A 20,015-nucleotide genomic window follows, 5' to 3' on the forward strand; every position below is an offset into this window, starting at 1 on the left:
ACAGATTATGAACAAATGTAAAATGATCCCAAGAAAGAAAGCGCACTTTTGCATGTATCAATCAGTGCGCTTGAAAAGCGCATATTATGCTGTTTGCTCAACTTGTGCTTTATGACGAGCTAAATGCCCGCCTATAAATTGACTCATAACTAATGAACAAGCCGCTAAACTCGCCCCGAAATAAAACACCAATGAACTATCGTATAACCATACAACCCCAAAGCTTGCAGGAATGATCACCGCCGCGATGTGATTTATGGTAAAGCTTACACCGGCCGTAGCTGCAATATCTTCAGGTCGGGCTATTTTTTGAAAATAGGTTTTCAGAGCAATTGCCATGGCAAAAAACAAATGGTCAACAACATACAGTACTGCAGCAAACTCTGCCGACTCCACCAGCGCATAACCGACAAACACCAACACTAAACCCGCGTATTCAATGGTTAATGCTTTTTGCTCGCCTATTCGACCAATCATTTTACCAATCGCAGGCGCTGCAAAAATATTGATGACGTGATTAAACATATACAGCATGGTTATTTGCGCTACGTCGAAACCAAATTTTTCCACCATCAAGAAGCCTGCAAAGACCATAAAGATCTGGCGACGTGCGCCTGAGAAGAACAGCAAAATGTAATACAAACTGTACTCTTTTCTCACAATTAACTTTTTATGCTGTACGTTTTTCTCAGGAAAATGCGGAAAAGCACCCATCATAAATAAAGTTAATAAAAGGCCTAAACCACCAAAGAATAAATAAAGTCCCTGATAGGCGGTGCTAAAGAAGGTCACACCGAGCCAAATTAGGGCAAAGGTTGCCAATGACGCCATAGACTTTATCGACATAAGCTGGCCAAGCTTTTGTGGCGCTTCATCTTTGCTAAACCACTGTAAACTCAAAGATTGATTTAAGGTTTCGAAGTAGTGAAAGCCAATCGACATTAATACGGTTGTGGCATATAGCCCATACACACTCGGGAATAACCCAGTTAACGCCACCCCAACCGACAATAAACATAAACTTATTAGCGCAAAAGTTTGCTCTTTTAATACCAATAAAATAAACACTGCAGTAAAAGCCAATAAACCCGGTATTTCTCGAAGAGACTGCAACATGCCCATATTGGCACCATTGAATTGTGCTGCTTCTACCGCAAAATTATTTAATAACGCATTCCACGCCGAAAATGTGACTGCCATCACAATGGTTGCAAGGGTTAAAAACCCAAACGGCGACCGCCACTTTTTATTCTGTTCCACTTTTCCCTCACATAAGCACTTTGATTAAAACGCAAGCACATTGTATGCTGTGCGCAGTGTGACCAAAACACAAAGTTATGACAGATAATTTATCAAATCAGACAAATTCGAGTTGGGTAAGTGTTAAAACACGGTTTAACCTAAAGGCCCTTGGCAAGCCTATCTACCCAAGAGCCACTGAAATGCCGCCTTGGCAGCATGTGCAAACCCATTCACATACTTGGGGTCAGCTCGCCTATACCAGCGACGGGGTGTTAGGTGTTCACACGCCAGCGGGTAAATTTGTCATCCCGCCAGATCAAGCTCTGTGGCTGCCGCCCAACCTACCCCATGAGACTTTTTGTCGTTATGGCGGACATTTTAGAAGCGTTTATATTGATGAAAAATATGTCAAAGTGCTGGGTAATGAAGCCAAGCTGCTGCATGTGAATGAGCTACTTAAAGCGATGATCTTAGAGATATGTAACTGGCCACCCAACTACCAGCCTGACGATAAAAAACTGCGATTTACCCAAGTATTTATTGACCAACTAGAATGTGCGCAAACCAGTAGCTTTTTTATGCCCACCGCACAAGACGACCGCTTATTGCCGATTATTTCGGAGCTATACGCAAACCCTGGTTGTAATAAAACCCTAGAGCAATGGGGCGAACAGGTTGGCGCTTCAACACGCACACTTAATAGGTTATTTCATAAAAGCTTTGCTATGAACTTTAGCCAATGGAAGCAAAAGCTGCGCGGCCTTCGCGCCGTTGAAATGATAGAAGCGGGTTACACACAACAAACAATAGCCGAACAGCTGGGGTTTGAGTCCAGCTCGGCGTTTAATACCGCTTTTAAAAAGGTATTTAACTGCACGCCGGGGCAATATTTGAAACGTTAAAGAACCTAAGCTGTGGTTAAGAAATTTACTAACATATTGATACTGATATTGAATTGGTAAATATTTTTAAAAGTCTGCAGCCAAAAATAGCTTCATGCTCCAGAGTATAGGTTGAACATCAAAAAAAAATGGCGCACACAGCGCCATTCGTCTGGTAGTTTTATTACTTGTTTAACTCAGCTTTGACAACTTTTGATTTGCATAAGCCCGAGCTTCAGCAAGCCGGTTACTACTACCCAAACCTAAACGATAAAGTAGGTAATAACAGTAAGGCACAAAGGCTAAACTAGTCAGTGTTGAGAAGATCAAGCCACCAATAATCGCAATCGCCATGGGTTTATAATCTAATACACCTGAATCTGCTGAGCTGCTATCAAACAACACTGGTAACATGCCAATCACTGTTGTTGCCACTGTCATTAAAATGGGTCGCAAGCGGGTTGAACAAGCATCAACTATCGCTTGTTGTAAGTGTTCTGCTGAGCCCTTAAAGCGGTTAATTTGGTCAATCAAGACTATGCCGTTATTCACCACAATCCCCATAAGTACCAACATCCCTAACATACCTGTTTCACCCAAGCCCATGCCAAGTAATGCAAAGGTCCAGTACACACCAACAAAGCCAAGACCTATCGAGCTCAGAATTGCAATTGGCAATAACAATGACTCAAACAACGCCGCCATGATCATGAATATCAAGAACAGCGCGATCATCATATTAAAGGCCATGTCTTTCATCGACTCATCTTGCTCAGCAAACTTAGGACCTAAGCCCCAAGAATAACCTCGCGGTAATGTAATGGCATTCATCATTTCGTTGAGCGACTTAGCCGCTTCTTCATGACTGACATCTTGAATATTCATCTCAATGGAGAGCTGTGTTTGACGATCTCTACGAGAAATTGTGCGTGGTGCTGGGCGTGTTTCTATTTCTACCAGTTGTTGCAAGGTTAAAATAGCGCCGTTTGATTCCATGACGGGTAAACTTTTAAGTTCTTCCATAGGAATAGCACCCTGTTCATAGTAACCCGCGATGATCTCGACCTCCCCCTTATCAAGGGTTCTCAGCGTTTTCAAGTTAAGACCACGCATGGCATTACCAATTTTAGTGGCTATTTCTTGGGTCGAAACACCCAGCTGCATAGCACGTTGTCTGTCTACCACCAGCTGCATTTCGTAAACATCGCCCTCAGCACTATTTTTTACATCGGTAAAATGTGGATGGGCTTCAATCACAGGGATAAGCTGCTCAGCCAACTCATTTAACTTTGCTGTCGAGCGACCGAACAGATAAACACTCACCGCCGTTCGAGATCCTGCTTCTCGTTGCAAAGACGCCTTTGCATACGCTGATTCAGGAAAGTTTTCACGTATATCTTTTTTAATATCTTCTATCGGCCTTGGTAAATCTTCAACAAAGCGAATACTTGACCAAGCACCTCTTTGATATACCCCAGAGTAGAGCTTATGGATCCCAAGTGATTGCTTGTTATCGAGTAAATAAGTCTCAATTTCTTGCAAAAACGCGAGCTTTTTATCAAGCTCAGGTTCGCCTTTGAACTCATAAAATATCTGTAACCGCTTCTGTGACTGGGCGTCACTTGAGCTCTTATCAACCATACCTTTTGCCAGCATGACACTGGTGAACATGATCAAGAAAAAAGCCCCCACACGCTTAGGATGGCTAAGGCCCCAATTTAATGCTTTGCGGTATTTTTGCTGTACCTTATCAGAGCCAGATTCGTTTGCGCCGGCATTGTCAGGTAAAACACGATACATACACAATGGGATCAGGGTTTTTGCAACCAATAAAGACACCATTAATGGCACACAAATAGACACAGCTATTTGCTGCAGCATCACAGTTAAAAAGTTACTATCCCCCATAAGTAGAGGTAAAAAGATCACCACTGTAGTGAGTGTTGCACTTAAAATAGCGGTACTGACTTTATCAACGCCCTCTATTACAGCCGCTTTACCCGAATCACCTTGTGCTCGTTGTTGCAAAATACTCTCACAAACCACCACCGAGTTATCGATAAGTAAGCCTATTGCGATGATAAGGCCAATCAATGTCAGCATATTTAAGCTGAACCCCATGAAGTAAATAATCGCCAGTGAAATACTTAATGAAACAGGCACGGCAAGCACCACAACGCCGGTGAGTTTAAGATTGCGTAAGAAAAACCACAGTACAAAGAATGATAATACCGCCCCGATTGCACCAGCCTGTAACAACGAAGAAATCGACACTTCAACACTGTGACCATCATCTCTGTCATATTGAATATCAATATGTTGCAGTTGTGGCTTTTGCATCACTTCATCAAGAGTTTCACGAATGCGCTTTGCCACTTCGACTACATTTGAATCCGATTCTCTGAAGATATCTAAGCCAACAGCGGGTTGACCGTCAACACGACGCTGCCATTGACGTTCGCTCAAAGCATAGTGCACGTTGGCAATGTCAGAGAGTTTCACACGCTCATTAATGCGTTGCGCTCGAATATCTTCGATATCACGATATTGGCCCTGCGGTGTCACCGCATAGCGATAATCATCAGTATGAACTTCACCCACAGATTTTAAGAAGTTGGCTTCTTGAAGCACGCGAGTCACTTGCTGAATATCAACGCGATGCATAGCGAGTTTGTCAGGATCAAGTTTCACCCAAATTCTTGGCTGACGTAAATAAAGCTCTACGCGCCCTACGCCTTGAATGCGCTCTAATGGCATTTTTAGGTTGTTTTCTAAAAACTCATAGTCACGATTTAAAGATTTTTCACTCAGTAATGTTAACTCAACAACCGGCATATCTTGGGTTGAAAACTTCATGACGTCTACGCGTTGTAAATCTTCAGGTAAAAGGTGTCGAACCAGATCAACCTTCTCGCGTGCTTCTAAAATTGCCACATTTAAGTCGGTCGAAAACTTCATCTGTAGCGTAAGTGACGTCCACCCTGAAGAAGTGCGCGAAGTGACTGAGTTTACCCCACCCATGGTTGCCAAGGCTTCTTCAAGGGGCTTGGTAATAAGGCGTTCAATCTCTTCAGGGGTTGAGCCTGGGTATGATGCTCTTACAAACACGGCAGGCGCGTTGACCGCAGGCCAACTATCAAGGGGGATAAGCTTACTGCTCATAAGACCAGCCACGATCATTGATAACATCAACATAAAGCAGGTCACTGGCCGCTTTAGGGCCAGCGCAGTCAGGTTTTTGATTGATTTAGCCTGCTTCATAGTCCGCCTTACCTAAGTTCTCATTTATCTGCACTTGGTCACGGTTAAACACACTATATAAAACTGGAATAACAATCAGAGTTAAGAAGGTCGCAATTAATAGACCGCTCATTACCGTAATCGCCAATGGCGCGCGTAATTCTGCGCCCTCTCCCGTAGCCATCGCCATCGGTAACAAACCTAAAATCGTGGTCATGGTCGTCATGATGATTGGACGCAGACGTGAGTTGGCCGCCTCTAAAATAGCATCCAACATCGCACAACCTTGCGCGCGTAACTGGTTAATACGGTCGATTAATACAATGGCGTTGTTTACTACAATACCACTTAGCATGATCAAGCCAATAAAGGTGATCACACTTAAGCTGGTACCAGTGATAAATAAACCAAAGATTGACCCGAGTACCGCCAATGGCACGCTGAATAAAATGATGAACGGATTTAACAATGATTCAAACTGTGAAGCCATCACCAAGTACACCAAAAATACCGCCAGCAATAGCGCCATAATTAATGACGAATAGGCTTCTTCCATTTGTTGGTTTTGCCCAATCACTTGACTATAAATACGATCAGGTAATCCTAAAGATGCCACTTCACTGCGAACAACCTGCGCCGCTGTTGCTAAATCACCTTCTTTTACAGAGGCAGTAATGATGGCAACACGAGCCTGATCTAAACGGTTGATTTCGTTCGGGCCAATAGACTCAGTGACTTTTGCAACCGCTGACAGCGGCACACTCTGACCATTCTCACCATGAATAATTAAGTCGCGGATCGCCGCCACTGAGTTACGTGAATCACGATCAACCTGAACCAAAATATCAACCTGACGATCATCTAGGTTATATTTGCTCGCTACATTACCGCCAATTTTGGTTGCCAGAATATCGGTAATGCCAGCTGCGGTTAAACCTAGGCTACTTAAACGCTGATGATCAAACTCAATTTTCAGCTCAGGTTGCCCCGCTCTGAGCGATGTTGTGACATCGGCAAAACGGTTTTGCTGTTGTAGTTGCGACACTAATCTATCGGCGAACAGTTTTAACTCATCAAGCTGATAACCGCTCATCACCACGACTAATGGACGTTCTTGCTCAAACATGCGACTTTGCGTGAACTCCGCATTGACTTGCGCCATGCCAGACAGTTGCGCACGTAACGCATCTTGCACAGCGCTTAGTTGTGCGGGTGTTTCAGTTTTAACAACCAGTTGCCCCCAGTGAGAGCCTCCACGTGTCGCACTGCTCATCATCAGACTACCAGTGCCCGACATACTGTAAGTGTGCACGACTCCAGGCATATCAACCACTGAGCGCGCCAACAAATTAAGCTGTTGGTCAGTTTGTTCAATCGGCGTGCCCTGACGCAGTGTAACTTCTAAAGTCAGTTCTGTTTGCGCAACTTCAGGCATCAGCTCCATACCCAATTTAGGCAATAGACTTGCGACACCCACAGCAAAAACTAACGAAATTGAAATAACCAATGCGCGCTGTTTCATCGCGCCTTTCAGTAGCTTGTCATACCCTTTAGCAAAGATTTTATAGGCACCATTGAATGCAACATAAGCCGGATAAGTAATTTTGCTGGTACACCAGCCTATGATTTTCGATAGCATCATAATGATGCGTATTATCCAACGCCCGATAAAACACGGGATCACAACAGCCACAAACTTGAACGGCATTAATAGCAGGCTAAGCCATTTCTTTGCACCTGTTTTCACTGGCTTTTCAGATTCAATGTTTTCAAGGTTTGCATCACTCGGAGCAATTGAAAATTGACGCGACGCCAACATAGGAATAAAACTCAGTGCCACAATTAATGAGGCAAGTAGAGCAAAGGTGACCGTTAGTGCTTGATCGCTGAAAATCTCACCAGCAAAGCCTGTGACAAATGCCAAAGGTGCAAATACTGCCAATGTTGTCAGTGTAGACGCCGTTACTGCACCGGATACTTCATTGGTGCCTTCAATTGCTGCTTGTTCAACATCTTGACCTTGTTCTTTTTTACGATAGATATTTTCTAGCACTACGATAGCGTTATCAACCAATAGGCCAACCGCCAGTGCAATACCGCCTAAAGACATAATGTTTAGGCTGATGTTATTGGCAAACATTAAGTTAAAGGTTGCAATGATGGAGGTTGGAATAGCCAGTGCAATGATGATTGTCGGTTTAAACTTACCTAAGAAAAGATACAAAACCACAATCGCAAGTAGACCACCGATGATGGCAGTTTGCTTCACTTCATCGATGGCTTTTTCAATAAACTCAGCCTGATTAGAGAGAATTTCTAGCTCTGCATTTTCTGGTAGCTCGTCTTGTAGTTGTTCAATTTTAGCCTGTACGCGTTTAGCCACTGCCACCGTATTGGCATCGCCCTCTTTGTACAAAGCCATCTCGATTGCTTCGTTACCATTAACTCGAGTAATATCTTGGCGCTCTTTTACACCATCAACCACAGTGGCAATGTCACGCAAGTAAATCGTTTGTCCGGCATCTTGTTTAATAATGACATCGCCGATTTCTTCGATATAAGTAAACTGGTTAAGGGTACGAACTAAAAACTCTTGCTGACCATCGTAAACTCGACCCGCCGACACATTGATGTTTTCGTTTTTAATACGGTTAGTGATCATCTCAGCGGTCACATCACGCAGCATGGCTTGTTGTTGATCAATAAGCACTTGTACTTCTTGCTCTAAACCACCACTGAGCTGAACCGCTGCAACCCCATCAATAGGTTCAAGGGCACGTTTTAGCTCTTCTTCTGCGTAGGTACGCAGTGATCTTAGCTGTGTGTAAGATTGCGCATCACCTGAGATGCTTAGTCTTAAAATTGGATCTAAAGATGGGTTAAACCTTAAAATGACGGGTTTTCTCAGCTCAACAGGTAACATCACCATATCGAGTTTTTCTCGAAGTTCCATAATGGCCAGATCCATATCTGTGCCCCACTGAAACTCAATGACTAAATCTGATTGTCCCGGTTTAGAAATAGAATGTAGCTTTCTAATGCCTTTAACAACACCCACCGCTTCTTCAATTGGTTTTGAAATCAGTTGTTCAATTTCAGCGGGGGCCGCACCGGGATTTTCTGTTCTTACTGTTAAAGTTGGGTAACTTAAATCAGGTAATAACGACACCACAAGGCGTGAGAACCCCACCATACCGAACAACATCACCGCCAAAACCAACATGGTTATGGTCACTGGGCGCTTTACCGCAAGCCTAGCAATATTCATACTCTGTCCTTACTTCTGGCGCGATTAAAGCTGTTGTGGTTTTTCTTCGGTATTGGTCACGATGGCGCTTTGGTCGTGATTTAACACTTTCAATAATGCATCGTCTTTAAGACCATGTTGACCTACAGTGATAACGCCATCTTCACTCGAAATAGGCGTGATGACTTCTACCCAACCGTCTTGGGTGTAACCCGTTTCAACTTCAAGTTTTTTAGCTCTGTCATTCTGTACAACGAACAAGGTTGCTTTACCATCTTTTTTGATCACAGCGTTTTCAGGTACCAAGGTAACACCCTGCTTGCTATCAAGCAGTAAAGCAACACGGGCAAACATCCCCGGCTTTAAGGTATTCTCTTGATTATCAATCGTCAGTGTCACCTTGAAGGTGCCTAACTTGCTGTCTACTAAAGGTGCAATTCTCAGTACGGTTGCTTCTAGTTGTAAGTTTGGCTCTGCAGGAAAATGAAGTTTTGCAACTTGCCCAAGCTTTACTTTACTAAGCTCTGACTCTGGCAAGTAAACCACACCAATGAGTGAGTCTAGTGACACAACATGGAACATTTCATTGCCAGATGTGCTTAACATATTATGGGCTTTGACTGAACGCTTAGCGATAACACCGTCAATCGGTGAAACAACTTTACTATCGCGAAGTTTAATTCTGGCAACTTCAAGCTGGTTTTCTGTGGTTTGCACTCTAAAACGCAGTTTATCTAAGTCTTTTTCAGAGATAAGTTGTTTGCCGTCAACTGGCTGGCTGCGATTGTATTCTGACTTTGCTGATTCATAATCAATCTTGGCACGTTCAAAATCTAACTCATAATTTCGCGGGTCAATTTGCGCTAGTAACTCTCCAGCACTCACACGCTGACCTTCTTGTGCATGCACAGATTCAAGCATGCCCGTTACCTTATTAACGACTTTACTTTCTTGCTCTGCTTCTAAAATGGCAGTGGTTTGATAGAACTTGGCAACATCACCAACTTTTGAAAAGGTCACTTCAACAGGAATTGCAAACTCTTCTTTCTCTTGTTTTTTCTCAGTTTGCTGTGTTTTGCTATCTGCATTTTCTGTGCTTTCTTCGCCTGAGCAGGCCACTAAGCCTAATACAGATAATGCCAAAAGTGATTTTTGAAATGTATTTAGCAACGACATATTCCCTTCTTATTTTTACTAGCCATATGTTATTTGCTCACATCATAAGCTAAAAGGTAAAGAAAAAATAACGCTGCCTTTGTTAATTTGTAAGGGTTTGTAAATTAGAAACAAATGGTAACACTTGATCTAAATTGTCTGCAAAATCATATCAACTAAACAGTTGGAAATTAAACAAAAATAAACCACAAGTTCGACTAATTAGACTAGGCTAAAAATAGCCGATTAGAACAGCGATAACAAAAGTAAGGTGAATATATGTACGACGATTTGACCCTAAAACATTTTATGGATGGGCTCATAAAAAGAAATCCACATGAACCAGAATTTCACCAAGCCGTCAAAGAAGTGGCAGAGTCAGTAATCCCATTTATTAATCAAAATAAAAAATATCATCAAGCACATATTCTAGAAAGAATGACAGAGCCCGATAAAGTCGTGTCTTTTCGCGTAACTTGGGAAGATGACGAGGGAAATATTCGTATTAACCGTGGCTACAGAGTCCAATTTAACAATGCCATTGGCCCATACAAAGGCGGGCTTCGCTTCGATCCTTCTGTCAGTTTAAGTATTTTAAAATTTTTAGGCTTCGAACAAACCTTTAAAAATAGCTTAACCACTTTGCCCATAGGCGCAGGTAAAGGCGGTGCTGATTTTAATCCTAAAGGCAAATCTGACAGAGAGATCATGCGCTTTTGCCAGTCATTTATGACACAGCTTTATCAACATATTGGCCCAAATATGGACGTGCCTGCAGGCGATATCGGCGTTGGCTCAAAAGAAATCAGTTACTTATTTGGTCAATACAAACGCATTACTCACAGAGTCGAAAGTGTACTCACAGGTAAAGCCATTGAGTATGGTGGCAGCCTCATTCGCACAGAGGCAACGGGGTATGGTAACGCGTATTTTATGCAAGCTATGCTCGCTCACCACCAGCACGACATTAAAGACAAGACTTGCTTAGTATCAGGCTCAGGTAATGTTGCGCTTCATTGCGCAGAGAAGCTAATACATCTTGATGCCAAAGTGCTCACGCTTTCTGATTCAAGCGGCACACTATTTATTCCAGATGGTCTAACGCAAGAACAACTTGAAAAAATTAAAGACATTAAGATTCAACAACGCAAGCGACTTGATATATTGACCAGTGAGTTTAATTGCGAATTTTTCGAAAATAAAAAGCCATGGCACATAGAAGCTGAACTCGCTTTTCCTTGTGCTACTCAAAATGAGCTTACAGAAGAAGATGCAAAACAATTGGCTGAAAATGGCTGTATTGCGGTATCAGAAGGGGCCAACATGCCTTGTACGCCAGAAGCCGTAAAAGTATTTCATGACAATAAGATTCTTTATGCACCGGGCAAAGCAGCAAACGCAGGTGGTGTTGCTGTATCAGCTTTAGAAATGTCGCAAAACAGCATTCGTATGTCTTGGTCACACGAGGAGCTTGAAGAGAAACTGCACAACATCATGAAGCAAATACATGATAAATGCGTGCAATATGGTGAACATGAAAAACACGTTGATTATGTCAAAGGTGCCAACATCGCCGGCTTTATTAAAGTGGCTGATGCCATGCTGGCCTATGGTGTCGTTTAGTCTTAACACGAAAAAGCCCAGCAACTGCTGGGCTTGATGTCTTTTATTTAAAGCTAACTGCTAAAAATTATTCAGATACTGGGAAGCCACGGTCACGCATTAACGCGCCTACTTCTGCATCACGACCACGGAACTTGTTATAAGCTTCTGCCGGATCCATTGCATTACGTACTGAGAATAAGTACTGAACTAAACGGTCACCTAAGTCTTTGTCGTAGAAACCACCTGGTGCATTTGCAAATGCTTCTGCTGCATCAGAGGTTAATACTTCAGCCCACAGGTAACCATAATAACCTGCCGAGTAACCTTCACCTGAGAAGATATGACCGAAATGCGTTGTACGGTGGCGCATTACGATTTCAGATGGCATGCCTAACTTCGCAAGTTCTGTTTTCTCAAACTCAACCGGATCGCCAATTAACTCAGGATCAGTCATATGGAATTTCATATCCATGATCGCAGAGGCCAGGTATTCAGTTGTTGAGAAACCTTGGTTAAACGTTGAAGACTTTTGGATCTTCTCGATTAACTCTTTAGGCATTGGCTTGCCCGTTTTGTAATGAACAAGGTAGTTGTTTATCACTTCGTCAGTCGATAACCAACGCTCTAATAATTGAGATTGGAACTCAGTGTAATCACGCACACCGCCGTTTGAGCTTGGGTATTTCACATTTGAAGAAAGCGCGTGTAACGCATGACCAAATTCGTGGAAGTAGGTATTCGCATCATCCCAAGAAACCAGTGTTGCTTCACCGTTTGGCGCTTTAACAAAGTTTGAGTTATTGGTGCTTAGTACGTTTGTCTTACCTTGGAATGTGGTGTGTGAACGGAATGACGTTGCCCATGCACCTGAGCGTTTACCTTTACGAGCAAACGGGTCAAGGTAGAATAAACCCACGTGCTCACCGTTAGACTTACGTTTCACTTCCCATACTTTCACATCTTCGTGGAATACCGGCACTGAACCCTCTGGTACTGGTGTGAATGTGAAATCAAATAACTCACCTGCCACATAGAACATGGCTTCAGTTAGCTTGTCCGCTTGAAGGTATTCTTTTACTTCGTTTGAATCTAGGTCGTATTTCGCTTTACGTACTTTTTCTGCGTAGAAACGGTAGTCCCAAGGCTCGATGGTGATATTAGCGTCTTCTTTATCAGCGACAGCTTGCATGTCTGCCACTTCTTCTTTTACGCGTGCAATCGCAGCAGGCCATACTTTGTTCATAAGTCCGATGGCATTTTCAGGTGCTTTTGCCATGCGATCTTCTAAACGCCATTGTGCATAGTTTTCGTAGCCTAGCAGCTGAATACGTTCATGGCGTAACTTTAAGATTTGGCTGATCACGTCACGGTTGTTGTTTTCGCCCGCATTATTACCGCGATTGTAGTAGTTGTGCCAAACTTGCTTACGCAGTTCACGCTCTTCTGAATACTTTAAGAATGGGTCCATTGATGAACGTGTATTCGTCACCGCGTATTTACCTTCTTGACCACGCGCTTTTGCAGCCGCAGCCGCCGCTGAGATGTAAGACTGAGGTAAACCTGCTAGCTGATCTTTTGTAAGATAAACAACATAGTTTTCTTCATCGGCCAATACGTTGTTACCAAACTTAGAATGTAAGCCTGACAGTTCTAAGTTAATTTCAGCATAACGTTTTGCTTTGTCGCCAGATAGCGTTGCACCGTTACGTGCAAAGCCGTTGTAACGCATCCAAGTAATACGCTGCTCTTCTGCGGTTAAATTTTTAAACTCGTCGCTCTTATAAACCGCTTGAATACGCTCAAATAACGCTTTGTTTTGCGTGATTTTAGAGCTCATTTCTGAAAACTTAGGCAGCAATTTACCTTGTAGTTCACGAAACGCTGGGCTTGAGTTATTGTTTGCCCAAATACCGTAGTACGGGAATAAACGGTCTAGTGCTGAACCTGACGCTTCTAGCGCAACTATGGTGTTTTGGAACGTTGGCTTCTCTGGGTTATTTGCAATGGCATCAATTTCTGCAAGGTTCTCTGCAATCGCAACATCCAGTGCAGGCTCTAAATCAGCAATCGTTACTTTGTCGAACTGAGGTACACCTTCATAAGGCCCTGCGTACTTTTGTAATAAAATATTGTCGTACTGTTTTTCTACTTTTTGTACTACCGTTTCAGTTTGCGTATTCGTCTCAGTTGAACTGCAACCTGCAAGCGCTACAACAACTGCAGCACTTAATAGAGAGATTTTTAATTTCATTTTATACGTTTCCCTTAAGTTAACCCTTCTATGGTACGAGGCAATTAAAGGAGTGCAATAAAAAATGCGACGAGAAATAGTATCTAAATGTAAATCACTTCTTTAAAACCATGACAATGACTCTAATTTCAACGATTAAATTTCAACTTTCTGTATTAAAATTATTCAATCAGTAAGCTATTTACAAAAGCAAACACAGAGTTAACAATTGTACCTCTTTTAATCATTCAAAGGATTTTGAAATGAAAACAACTACATTGATCGCAAGTGCTTTTCTGGCACTGACTTTTAATGCTGCAGCCAATACTGCAGAACAAGAAATAAAAACAACTGACTTTAATACCTTTTACGACACTCAAGTAGCAAACTCAGACTGTGGTGGTTATTGGGATGAGCGTCGCGTGCGCGTTTGTGATTACCGCACTGAGCTTACTGACGTTGCTTACAAAACGTGCCACTACAAATTGATGTATGCACATTCAAATAGCACAGCCCCTGCTTGGGAAACAAAAACAGTGCTTGCAAGTAATAGTTGCCCAGCTAGTTGGACTATCCCAGGTCCTTATGGGCATGCGCCTGGCGGTGTTTATATCCATCAACACGACACATTCTTCACTCAGCAAGAGTCTAAAACAGTCGCTTATAACTGTCGCTGGGAAACACGCAGTGTTTGGGTACCTAACGGCGGTGAATTCTGCCCGATAGAACCTAACAAATAACTCGCTATCAATCGGTTGAGCGGTTTTAACACTCAACCGATTAAACCCGCTTAAAGTTTGTTTTTAATTGCTTGCTGTAGATCTTTACTTCTTCGATATTGCCTAGAGTTAGGCTTAGCAAATTCGATAGCCAAGCTTACGGACTCAACTGCTCGGTGAGGGTCATTTTGAGCAATATATAACTGAGCTAATTCATAATGCGGTGCAGACTGATTTGGGTAATAGCTCTGCCATTTTTTTATCAAGTAATGGGCCTCGTCATAATGCTGCTCTCTTATCAAATAAGCCGTTAAAGCCCAAAGCTCATTAAATTCAGGAATTACCTCATACCCTAAACGAGTCGATAAACGTTTGTAATGGGCATCAAACTTTTCTGGCGCCCCCACCATGGCATTACTAAATAGCCACCAATCTCTGAAAGTATGTCGCAACCCATGATATAGGCCTAGATGGGCAATCGTCATGTGATCTTCACCGCTAATAAACCTTGCTTGGCTATCGAGCCAATCTGGCGCTTGTGCTTTTAGCAGCATTAAAAATTGGTTAAAAGCCTTATATTGATTTTCAAATGGGGTTTCCTGTTCACTGTACGCAACCAATATTTTATTTTTTGGTACACGTGATAACTTCGCCTCTAATTCGCTCAAAATACTGAAATTCGCGTAAGCAAGCGTGGGGGAGAGCGCAAAATAGGCATCGAATGAATCTGGGTAGCGCGTAAATGTAAACATCGTAAATAAACCACCTAGAGAATGTCCACTTAATATTTCGAATGGAGCCGTTCGATAGGTTGAATTTATATGAGGCTTTACTTCAGTTTCAATAAATTTTAGTAATTGCTCAGCCCCTTGATGCTTAGAAAACTCACGGCCATCTTCACGATATGGACTCAATTCGTTTTGACGGTCAAAAGTTTGCACCCCAACAACAATCAGCTCTGAAATACCACCAGCTAAAAATTGGATCATAGGTGCAGCATGCGGTATATGCATTTGCGCATCCGTAAGATAAATAACTGGATAAATTTTATCTTTATCTTGATGATAGCCGCTTGGTAAAGACACCATAATTTCTCGGTCAACACCGTAGACTTTTGATTTTATTTTAGTAATGTGAGGGCTCTGCGTAGCAATAACGCTTGTTACATTCAACGCTAACAGCAGCATCAGAAGTTGTATAAAGCTAGAAAATTTAAAAATACCTAACATAAAAATACCTTAGTAATGAATTGGGTTAATGACCCTATCGATTACTTAGAATAAACTCTATGTTTGCTAAGTTATGTTTAGCTTATGAATCGCTTAGGCTTTTTATATTAATATTTTTCAATACATTACAAGAAGTTCATGGACAAATTTTATCTACAAAATGTGTTAGTTGATCCTAACAGAAACCAAATTTGCCATGGTGAAAACTGTGAACTGATAGAGCCCAAAGCGATGAGTTTGCTCTGTGTTTTGGCTAAACACCCAAACCAAGTACTCAGCCAAGAAACACTTATAGAAAGCATATGGCAAAACCGTGTATTTTCTCCAAGCGCTTTGCAAAGACTCGTGGCGCTGCTGCGAAAAGCATTTAAAGACGACCCTAAAAATGCCCGCTTTATTCGTACTCATGCCAAACGCGGATACAGCCTTGAAGTTGTACCTGAATATTTAGAAGAGCCAACGACTGAAGCCAACACTCAACAAAACAAACTCATTGCCTTGTTATTAATGAGTGCGCTCGTTCTATTATTAGTGAGCACTGTTATATTTCAGCTTTTTCCAAAGCTAAATAACTCCATTCTTGAGATTTCAAAAACAGCGCCCCTCACCTATTCTGCCTACCGAGAATCCCGTGGTCAGTTATCTTTTGACGCGAAAAAGCTGCTATTTATGCAACAAAAAAACGGTGAATATAAATTAGTTTTAAAAGAAATAGAAAGTGAACAGTCACACATACTGTTAAGTCAAACAAAGCCAATTACCTTTTCATGGCTGAACAACTCAAAAATAGTAAGTGCTTACAACAAACCTGAAAGTAAAGCGTTAGAACTCAAAGGATTCACGATTGAAAACAATAAAGTAATATCAGAAGAACAACTGCCATTGCCAAAAGATACTCGCTCCATTGATCAAATACACAGTACGACTAACGGAATAACCTATTTTATCTTAACTCAAGGGCCTGCAAACAATACAAGAGTGTCACTTGCAACGTTCTCTGCAACTTCGAACCAAGTTAAGATCTTAGCTTTGTTGGCCAATGACACTCTCTATCATTCCCTCGCTGCGTCTAAGAACGCTTTGTTTCTAACTGCAACTCAATCACAAACTATCCAGCAGTTATTCCGCTTTGATTTAAAGTCGCAAACACTATCACTACTTAAAGATAACCTTGCTTCTATTTACCACCTTGTTTGGCATGAGAAAAGTCAGCAACTTTTGTTCTTTGATACCTTAAAGGCCGAAGGCTATGCTATTGATGGTGATTCGCTTAACCATACTCAAGAAATTCCGTCTGGCTTAAAGCCAATAAAATTGCATACTGAGATGCCTCTAACTCAAGCCATGTTACGAGAGGACAAGCTTGTGGCCACTCTGTTCAGTCAAAACATTGATATATTTTCGAACGCCCCTCACTCTTTTGAGCTCAATAGTAAGTATGAAGATTACCTTGCCAGTGTCTCCTCTGATGGCCAACTGATGACTTTTGTCTCACATAAACAAGGCCGCCCAATGCTTTACCTGCAACAAAATGACCATCATTCGATTATTTTCGAAAACAAAGAAAATGCAGGCTTTATTTCAAGAGCTATTTGGTCTGCAGACAATCAAATGCTTGCCTTTGCAGCAAATGGTAGAGCATATATATATGACATTGGTACCCAGGAGTTAAAACACTTACAGTCTGAATTTCCTCTAGTACGCATTGATCACTGGCAACAAAACCCTAGCCAGCTGGTAGCTACGACTCGTCAAACTAATAAGTCAGTCATACTCAATACAAACACCTTTGAAAGCTTCAGCTTTGAGCAACAAGGCATAGTGATTTACAAAGACACATTACAGCAAATTGTGTGGCGTGATAACCATCTAGAAAACCTGGCAAGAAGCAAAAAGTGGGCGTTAGAACACAGTGAAATAGTGCATGCTTTTAGTGTAGGTAGCCATATCCTTGTACATTTAAGGCTAGAAAACAAAAACCAGCTCATCTCTTTATCACCTGAGTTACAAGTAAATAGAAAAATAACTTTGCCTGCTGAAGCGGAGTTTGTATCAAGTGCTTATTTTGAAAGCAGCAATGACAAACTTATTTATTTTTACTCACACTGGTTACATGAAGATGCAGATGTTGTGCTCAGTACAATTAGTAAATAAAGTACATTTTTGCAGTTAATTTGATTTAGCTCAAAAAACAAGAATAAAAAATTACTCACATTAAAAAATTGCAATATTAAAAATAAAACATAACACTTACAATTAATAGCAAATTAGTATTAGTTTGGTTGTCGTGCTATGAATTTACTTATTCCTCTATTGGCTCTCTCGAGCTCAGTAATTACACCTGATATGGTCACTCAATTGAGCGAGTTAGAGAAAAATGACCCTCACCAAGCACTCAAGGTATATAAAAAAAGTAGAGAAGATTACCTTCGCTCCTTCTCTTTAGAGGCTGTGCAATATCATAGAGTTGCCCTAAAAGCAGCAAATGACCTGACTGATTGGCCGACCTTTTTAAGTATTCTTGAAACATTAAAACAACCAGAACTCACGCCCTACACCAGTAAAAAAACATTGCACATCATTAACGATATAGGTGTAGCGTATAGATTAAATAATCAATTTGATGATGCAATCGCCCATTTTAAATGCGCCATTGATAAAACCAGTAACGCCCATCAAACCGCAGCTCTAAAAGCAAATATTGCCATTGTTTATCGCATACAGGGTCAACCATCGGTTGGTTTTCGGTTGTTAGACTCTATTGAATTTAAGGTTTTAAACACACCTATTAGGGCTGGTATTAATGTTGTCAAAGGCAATTTATCTTTGCACTTGGGGGAAACGACGGCAGCAATTCAAAGTTATCAAGAAGCCATTAAGCTATTTAAAGAAGAAAACAAAATAAGAGACTCTATTCGAGTCGAATTTAATATTATGACTGCCGCCTTGCTCGAAAAAAACCTATCACTTTATCAAACGTATAGGACAAATGCAGAAACAAAAATTAAAGACTTCAATATAGATAACTCAGACTTCTTAACCTTTCTAGATATGGTGAGTCACGCAATTAGCATGCGTGATACCGTTGAATTAGAAACAAGTAAAACAGCATTACTACTCAATGAACTTGCAAAAAATGATGATGCGAATGAAAGTGTTAGATTACTACTAAAATCTCTTAAGTTGGATAATGTTATCTCTGCTGAGCAACAAAGAAAGCCAATAGAACCATTGCTTGAAGCGAAGCTTGGGGCACACTGGTGTGAAGAAATGAGATAGAATAAATAAACCATGCCAGTGGCAAGTATTCATACTTGCCACTGCGACAAGTTATAAAACTAACTTTCTTAAATCCTTCACCCGCTTTGCAATATCAATAGACGTGTCATTACAAAACACAATCGAAGCATATTTTTTCTCTGGAATTCGCTCATAGTTTGTGATTGTGCCTAACCAGCCACCACTATGATAAACAATCTCAATATCATCCTTCTCACCGATGAATTGTCCATTCGCATATTTTCGGCCTTCTATTGTGATTTGATCATTATTTGGATGCATAAATTGAGCTAGTAATTTCTGAGGGTTTTTGCCTAAGCTTGGATTGTAAAAATAGGCGTCCCATTTTGCCATATCTTCCACATTAGTGTGTAATCCACCATCACCAACCCAAAATAAGTTAGTCATACTGGTAATGTATTTCCCATTTTCATTTTTACTGTACCCGCTTGCACGGTTTTTAACGATCTCTGTAGGCTCATCGCTAAAGAAAGTATTACTCATGCCCAAGGGTTTAAAAATTCGCCTTTCACTGTACGCTCTTAAGCTTTCGCCAGAAACACGCTCCACCAGCATCGATAATAAGAAATAAGCGTAATTACTATAACGAAACTCTTGATTAGGCTTATTTCTAAGAGGCATGGTTTTTACGTAATCGTAAAACTCCTGAATGGTCAAATAATCTTCATTACCTAAACGAAATTCGCCACCCATAGTGGATTTAAGTTTAAGTGCTTCTTTATCTAGTTCAGCATCAACAAAGTCATAATCTCCCATCCCCGAAAAATGCCCCAACATGGCATTAATGGTGACAGATACTTTATAATCTCTCAGCTCTGGCAAGTATTTTCTGATATCAGCGTTTAAATCAATTTTGCCTTCTTCGGCCAATAACTGCACCGCCATTGCTGTAAACTGCTTAGATACAGACGCGATACGATGAACATGTGAACCATCTAATGGCACATTTAATTCCATATTCGCCAAGCCGTAACCCGCTTTATGGATCAGTTTACCGTCTTTAATTACACCCACACTACAACCTGGATTAGTTGATTTAATATCTGCAAACACATTATCTATTTGCGTTTTGGTAGGTATTTGAGTGGACGAATTAGCCTGTACAATCGAGCTGACGAGTAATCCAGATGCAGCCAATGTAAGAAGCTTAACCTTCATAACTATCCT

12 protein-coding genes are annotated in these 20,015 nt (G+C 41.4%); 5 read left to right on the forward strand and 7 right to left on the reverse strand.

From position 1 onward, the window contains the following. Positions 1-84: 84 nt before the first annotated feature. Positions 85-1,200: an MFS transporter gene (locus tag ACH784_RS11980; protein ID WP_404395257.1), complete on the reverse strand. Its 1,116-nt coding sequence runs from the start codon at positions 1,198-1,200 to the stop codon at positions 85-87. Between the two features lie 137 nt (positions 1,201-1,337). On the opposite strand from ACH784_RS11980, the gene ACH784_RS11985 reads away from it, so the two are divergent. Next, a complete protein-coding gene (locus ACH784_RS11985; protein ID WP_404390491.1) occupies positions 1,338-2,144 on the forward strand; it encodes an AraC family transcriptional regulator in 807 nt (268 codons plus the stop codon). Positions 2,145-2,315: 171 nt separating this feature from the next. Here ACH784_RS11985 and ACH784_RS11990 read toward each other — a convergent pair whose 3' ends face one another. The 3 genes from ACH784_RS11990 to ACH784_RS12000 are packed head-to-tail and all read right to left on the reverse strand — an operon-like array spanning position 2,316 to position 9,786. Beyond that, a complete protein-coding gene (locus ACH784_RS11990; protein WP_404390493.1) occupies positions 2,316-5,384 on the reverse strand; it encodes an efflux RND transporter permease subunit in 3,069 nt (1,022 codons plus the stop codon). Continuing rightward, on the reverse strand, positions 5,371-8,631 hold the full coding sequence (locus ACH784_RS11995) for an efflux RND transporter permease subunit (RefSeq protein WP_404390495.1): 3,261 nt from the start codon (positions 8,629-8,631) through the stop codon (positions 5,371-5,373). Before ACH784_RS11995 ends, ACH784_RS11990 begins: the two co-directional genes overlap by 14 nt. Positions 8,632-8,655: 24 nt before the next feature. Then, positions 8,656-9,786 (reverse strand): efflux RND transporter periplasmic adaptor subunit, encoded by a 1,131-nt coding sequence (locus ACH784_RS12000; RefSeq protein WP_404390497.1) that lies wholly within the window; start codon positions 9,784-9,786, stop codon positions 8,656-8,658. A gap of 258 nt (positions 9,787-10,044) precedes the next feature. Here ACH784_RS12000 and gdhA point away from each other — a divergent pair, with 258 nt between their 5' ends. Continuing rightward, on the forward strand, positions 10,045-11,388 hold the full coding sequence (gene gdhA, locus ACH784_RS12005) for an NADP-specific glutamate dehydrogenase (RefSeq protein WP_404390499.1): 1,344 nt from the start codon (positions 10,045-10,047) through the stop codon (positions 11,386-11,388). Between the two features lie 67 nt (positions 11,389-11,455). Here the strand turns inward: gdhA and ACH784_RS12010 are convergent, their stop codons facing one another. Continuing rightward, complete coding sequence (locus tag ACH784_RS12010) at positions 11,456-13,621, reverse strand: M3 family metallopeptidase (RefSeq protein WP_404390501.1); 2,166 nt, start codon at positions 13,619-13,621, stop codon at positions 11,456-11,458. A 242-nt stretch (positions 13,622-13,863) separates the two neighbouring features. Here ACH784_RS12010 and ACH784_RS12015 point away from each other — a divergent pair, with 242 nt between their 5' ends. Next, positions 13,864-14,340 (forward strand): hypothetical protein, encoded by a 477-nt coding sequence (locus ACH784_RS12015; protein ID WP_404390503.1) that lies wholly within the window; start codon positions 13,864-13,866, stop codon positions 14,338-14,340. A 50-nt stretch (positions 14,341-14,390) separates the two neighbouring features. Here ACH784_RS12015 and ACH784_RS12020 read toward each other — a convergent pair whose 3' ends face one another. After that, positions 14,391-15,548: an alpha/beta hydrolase-fold protein gene (locus ACH784_RS12020; RefSeq protein ID WP_404390505.1), complete on the reverse strand. Its 1,158-nt coding sequence runs from the start codon at positions 15,546-15,548 to the stop codon at positions 14,391-14,393. A gap of 138 nt (positions 15,549-15,686) precedes the next feature. Here ACH784_RS12020 and ACH784_RS12025 point away from each other — a divergent pair, with 138 nt between their 5' ends. Together ACH784_RS12025 and ACH784_RS12030 are read left to right on the forward strand one after the other, a co-directional pair. Next, positions 15,687-17,702, forward strand: a complete 2,016-nt coding sequence (locus tag ACH784_RS12025) for a transcriptional regulator (RefSeq protein ID WP_404390507.1) — start codon at positions 15,687-15,689, stop codon at positions 17,700-17,702. Between the two features lie 138 nt (positions 17,703-17,840). Next, on the forward strand, positions 17,841-18,827 hold the full coding sequence (locus ACH784_RS12030; protein ID WP_404390509.1) for a hypothetical protein: 987 nt from the start codon (positions 17,841-17,843) through the stop codon (positions 18,825-18,827). Between the two features lie 51 nt (positions 18,828-18,878). On the opposite strand, the gene ACH784_RS12035 is transcribed toward ACH784_RS12030, so the two are convergent. Further along, the gene (locus ACH784_RS12035; protein ID WP_404390511.1) at positions 18,879-20,006 is read right to left on the reverse strand and encodes a serine hydrolase domain-containing protein; all 1,128 of its coding nucleotides are present in this window, start codon (positions 20,004-20,006) and stop codon (positions 18,879-18,881) included. Positions 20,007-20,015 lie beyond the last annotated feature (9 nt).

This window comes from Pseudoalteromonas phenolica, assembly GCF_044788725.1.
Classification (GTDB): Bacteria; Pseudomonadota; Gammaproteobacteria; order Enterobacterales; family Alteromonadaceae; genus Pseudoalteromonas; species Pseudoalteromonas phenolica_C.